Genomic DNA, 3,725 nt, shown 5'->3' with positions numbered 1-3,725 from the left:
AGGTGTGGGGGTGGTGCGGGCTGGGATGTCGTGGATCCGGACGGTAGGCCGGTGTCCAGTTGCGCCGCGGTGGTGCGGGCACGCCGACGAGACGTCCGGGCTCAGCGTGCTCGCGGCCACGCCGGAGCTGCTCGCCGTCCTCAATGGACATGTGTACACCGGTGCGTTCCTCGACGCGGCGAACTCGCGGTTCCCCGTCGTGGTGCTGGGTTCGGTCGCCGCGACCCGGCTCGGGGTGCGGGAACCCGGGCGCCAGGTGTGGATCGACGGCCAGTGGTTCACCGTCGCCGGCGTCCTGGACGCGATGCCGCTCGCGCCGGAGATCGAACGCTCGGTGCTCGTCGGCTGGGAGGTGGCGGAAGGCGCGCCTCGGGTTCGGCGGCCACCCGACGACCGTGTACGTGCGGGCGGAGGAGTCCGCCGTGGAGGACGTGCGGTCCGTTCTGGCGGCCACGCTGAGTCCACAGCGGCCGGGCGAGGTGGAGGTGACGCGGCCGTCGGAGGCACTGGTGGCGAAACGGCTGTCCGAGTCGTCGTTCAGCGCGTTGTTCCTCGCGCTGGGCGGCGTCGCGTTGCTCGTCGGCGGGGTCGGCGTGGCCAACACGATGGTGATCTCGGTGCTGGAACGGCGGCGCGAGATCGGGCTCCGGCGGGCGCTCGGCGCGACGCGGCGGCAGGTGCGGGGCCAGTTCCTCGCCGAATCGGTCCTGTTGTCCCTGCTCGGCGGGGTGGTGGGGGTGCTGGCCGGGGTCGGTGTGACCGCCGGGTACGCGCTCACCCAGGACTGGCCCGCGGTGCTGCCGCCGCTCGCGTTGTTCGGTGGGGCCGGGGTGGCGGCGCTGGTCGGCGCGATCGCCGGTGCGTACCCGGCGATGCGCGCCGCCCGGCTCACGCCGACCGAGGCGCTGGCGTGATCAGCCGCGGTAGGCCTGCGACAGGCGCGCGTAGGCCACGACGTTGTCCGCGTAGTTGCGGGTCGAGCGGTCGAACGCGCCGCCGCAGGTGATCATGCGCAGCTCCGGGCCCGCGGTGTCGCCGTAGACGTCGTCGGTCGGGAACTGCGACTTCGGGTACCGCTCGACGCGGTAGACGGTGAACACCGCGGTGGTCCCGTCGGCCCGGTGCACGATCGCCTGGTCGCCCGGCTTGGTGTCCTTGAGGCGGTGGAACGCGCCGGGCACGTGGTTGTAGTCGACGTGCGCGGCGAGCACCGCGGGCCCGGTCTCGCCGGGGGACGGGCTGCCGGTGAACCAGCCGGTGGTGACGGCGTCCCCGGGGACTTCGAGCTCGCCGTCGTCGGCCAGGCCGAGGTCGATGATCGGGCCGGTGCTGACGCCGATCGACGGCACCTCGAGCTTGACCGGCCGGGAGTGCGGCAGGGGCCCGTCGACCGGGGCGGCGGCGGTGGTGGAGACCGGAGCCGCCAGCGTCGACGTCGGGGGCGCGGCCGGCGCGGGCTGCGGCTCACTGGGCGAGCCGCAGGCGGTGAGGGTGGCGCCGATGGCCGCGATCGCGAGCCATCGGCGCCATCGTGCGGTGGTCATCGGCCGGCGCGCCGCCGCATGAGCAGCACGGTGCCGGCGCTGCCGCCGACGAGGACGAGCGCCCCGACCGCGACCGCCGGGCCGGCGTCGGTGCCCTGGTCACCGCCGCCGGTGTCCACGCCACCGACCGGCTTGACCTTCACCTGCGAGCCGCCGGTGGAGTTCTGCTCACCGAACTTGGTCTCGCACGCGATGCCGTCGTGGTCGGCGTCCAGGCGGTGCGGGTCGCTGCGGTCGGCGTCGAGGACCGCCTGGGCCTGCGCCTGGGTCGCGAAGTCGGCGCAGTCGAGGTCCGCGGTGGTCGTCTCGGGCGGAGCCGTCCCGGGCGGCGCCTGGGTGGCGGGGCTGCTGCTCGGGGTGGACGGCTGCTCCGACGGCTTGTGCGGCAGGCTTTCGCAGGCGATGCCGTCGTTGTCGTCGTCGAGGTTGTACGGATCCCCCGGGGTCTGGTCGAAAATGGCCTGCGCTTCTTCCTGGTAGGTGAAGTCGCCGCAGTCGTAGAGATCGGTCGGCTGAGCCGCGAAAACCGCAGGTGCCGGACCGAGCAGCGCGATACCCGCCACCGCTACCGTGCCGAGAACGCGACTGATCATGCGCATGGGGACGTCCTTTTCGGAAGGAATTGATCTCGGGGCAATGCAGCCGCTTTGTCGTTCCGGAAAGGATGAACGTTACGCGCACGGAAATAGGAATTTGTTGTCGAAATTATGGCGGTATCTGGATGTTGTTCACCGTGCAAGGACGGCGCGAAGATCGACCTCCGGGTGGCGGTGGCCGGCGACGGACATCCCCGCCGGACCGCCACCACCGCACTACCGCTGCGAACTCACGCCAGTCTTGAGGTGGGCCATCACCGTCGCGTCGGCGAGTGTTGTCACGTCGCCGATTTCGCGGTTCTCCGCCACGTCCCGCAGCAGCCGGCGCATGATCTTGCCCGAGCGCGTCTTCGGCAGTTCGGGCACGACCATGATCTGCCGCGGCTTGGCGATGGGCCCGATCTCCCGCGCCACGTGCTCCCGCAGCTCCTGGACGGACACCTCGGCGACCCCGCGCGGGATCACGAACGCCACGATGCCCTGCCCGGTCGTCGGGTCGGCGGCGCCCACCACAGCGGCCTCCGCGACCGCCGGGTGGGACACCAGCGCCGACTCCACCTCGGCCGTGGAGATGCGGTGCCCGGAGACGTTCATGACGTCGTCCACCCGCCCCAGCAGCCAGATGTCCCCGTCGGCGTCGTACCGCGCGCCGTCGCCCGCGAAGTACGCGCCCGCGAAGCGCGACCAGTACGTTTCCCGGAACCGGGCGTCGTCGCCCCACACGCCGCGCAGCATCGACGGCCACGGCTGGTCCAGGACCAGGTAACCGCTCTCGCCCGGGGCGACCTCCTTGCCCGCGTCGTCCACCACGACGGCGGAGATCCCGGGCACCGGGGTCTGCGCGGAACCCGGCTTGAACTCCGCGGAACCGGGCGACGGCGCGATCATGATGGCCCCGGTTTCGGTCTGCCACCAGGTGTCCACGATCGGCGCCTTGCCCGCGCCGATGTGCTCGCGGTACCACCGCCACGCCTCCGGGTTGATCGGCTCGCCCACCGATCCCAGCACCCGCAACGAAGACAGGTCGTAGCGCGCCGGGATGTCCTCGCCCCACTTCATGAACGTGCGGATCAGCGTGGGCGCGGTGTAGTAGATCGACACCCCGTACCGCTGGATGATCTCCCAGTGCCGCCCCTCGTGGGGCGTGTTCGGCGTGCCCTCGTAGACCACCTGCGTCGCGCGGTTCGCCAGCGGGCCGTACACGATGTAGGAGTGCCCGGTGATCCAGCCGATGTCCGCGGTGCACCAGTACACGTCCTCGCCCGGCCGGTGGTCGAACACCGCGGCGTGCGTGTAGGCCACCTGGGTGAGGTAACCGCCCGAGGTGTGCAGGATCCCCTTCGGCTTCCCGGTCGTCCCGCTGGTGTAGAGGATGAACAGCGGGTGCTCGGAGTCGAAGGCCTCGGCGGTGTGCTCAGTCGGCTGCGGGTCGACCAGCTCGTGCCACCACACGTCTCGCTCGCCCATCGACACCGGCGTCCCGGTGCGCCGCACCACGACCACCTTCTCCACCGCGGACCCGGCCAGCGCCTCGTCCACCCCGGCCTTCACCGGCACGGCCTTGCCCCGCCGGTACTGCCCGTCG

General features: G+C 71.8%; 3 protein-coding genes and 1 pseudogene. 1 reads left to right on the top strand and 3 read right to left on the bottom strand.

The features are described from left to right. Positions 1-85 precede the first annotated feature (85 nt). A pseudogene (locus tag ACCP09_RS40050) lies at positions 86-914 on the top strand (ABC transporter permease); the annotation flags it as partial. On the opposite strand, the gene ACCP09_RS40045 reads toward ACCP09_RS40050, so the two are convergent. The 3 genes from ACCP09_RS40045 to ACCP09_RS40035 all read right to left on the bottom strand — a co-directional run. Further along, entirely contained in the window at positions 915-1,544 is a 630-nt protein-coding gene (locus ACCP09_RS40045) for a class F sortase (protein ID WP_433754316.1), read from the bottom strand. Further along, positions 1,541-2,143: an excalibur calcium-binding domain-containing protein gene (locus tag ACCP09_RS40040; RefSeq protein WP_433754314.1), complete on the bottom strand. Its 603-nt coding sequence runs from the start codon at positions 2,141-2,143 to the stop codon at positions 1,541-1,543. The genes ACCP09_RS40045 and ACCP09_RS40040 overlap by 4 nt, the downstream gene beginning before the upstream one ends. A 213-nt stretch (positions 2,144-2,356) precedes the next feature. Continuing rightward, on the bottom strand, positions 2,357-3,725 hold a 1,369-nt coding region (locus ACCP09_RS40035), incomplete at its 5' end, for an acetate--CoA ligase (RefSeq protein ID WP_433754312.1).

The organism is Amycolatopsis sp. 3B14 (genome assembly GCF_050958625.1).
In the GTDB taxonomy this organism is placed as follows: domain Bacteria; phylum Actinomycetota; class Actinomycetes; order Mycobacteriales; family Pseudonocardiaceae; genus Amycolatopsis_E; species Amycolatopsis_E thermoflava.
Note: the sequence above shows the minus strand (reverse complement) of the source record. Positions and strands in the feature narration are given on the sequence as shown.

What these genes read in the sequence shown, in the direction of transcription:
- ACCP09_RS40045 (WP_433754316.1), bottom strand. Translation starts at nt 1,544, where the DNA reads ATGACCACCGCACGATGGCGCCGATGGCTCGCGATCGCGGCCATCGGC.
- ACCP09_RS40040 (WP_433754314.1), bottom strand. Translation starts at nt 2,143, where the DNA reads ATGCGCATGATCAGTCGCGTTCTCGGCACGGTAGCGGTGGCGGGTATC.